The 807-nt window shown below is 49.9% G+C and carries 1 protein-coding gene and 1 pseudogene; both read right to left on the minus strand.

Going from position 1 to position 807, the window contains the following annotated elements; translation table 11 throughout:
• Nucleotides 1-275, minus strand: a pseudogene (locus ACS8FC_RS16485) (phosphatidylglycerophosphatase A family protein); the annotation flags it as partial.
• 3 nt (nucleotides 276-278) lie between these two features.
• The coding region (locus tag ACS8FC_RS16490; RefSeq protein ID WP_439297571.1) for a thiamine-phosphate kinase at nucleotides 279-807 on the minus strand (529 nt) is incomplete at its 5' end.

Genomic DNA, 807 nt, shown 5'->3' on the forward strand with positions numbered 1-807 from the left:
ATCAACTCAGACGTACGCCCGCAAATCCAAACGCCCACCAAACACGACAAAATGGTCAAGATTAAAAAGGGAATAAACCCCAAGGCCATGAGCGGTACGCCCACAATCAGACCACCAACCGTGCCCCACGTGCCGGGCGCGCGTCGAGGTAAGCCGCTGCCCAAACCTAATCCGAGCCAATAAACCATGCGGTCAAGCATACTGGCACCGATTGGTAGAGGTGGGCAGTCATTTGCTTGTCGGATATCAGGCTTAGATAGGTGTTGATCAGTCATGGATTAGCCTGTGAAATGTTGATAACCGGTGAGATTGGGCCACGTAGAGAAGGGTGCAGATTGTGTCGGCGTGACTGGCTGATTTTGATAAAACAGTTCAAGACGTGAGTGATTAGGCGATTTGGCATCTGTCGCAATAGAATCTGCGAGCGCAACGACTTCTCCAATACAAGTGACAGGCGTATTGGCAACAGGTGGTTCAATATGTGCAGGCAAGGTAAAAGCCAATTCGTAGTCATCGCCGCCCGCTAGTTGACATAACAAACGCTCAGATAACTCTACTGTGGCTAGTGACTCACTACTCGGTAATTGATCTAAATGAATACGCATACTGACTGAGCTTTGCTGACAAATATGACCAAGATCTTGGTATAAACCGTCAGAGATATCGATCATCGCAGTTGCACCAGTTCTTGCTAATGCTGCACCCAAAGCGATACGCGGTGTCGGCATGTGCAGCCTGTGCGCTAACGTTACACCCTGTGTGTTGTCAGGATGCTGTAGCGCATAGGCGGCATCACCAAGGGTGCCT

It is taken from the genome of Psychrobacter sp. 1Y4, assembly GCF_051847555.1.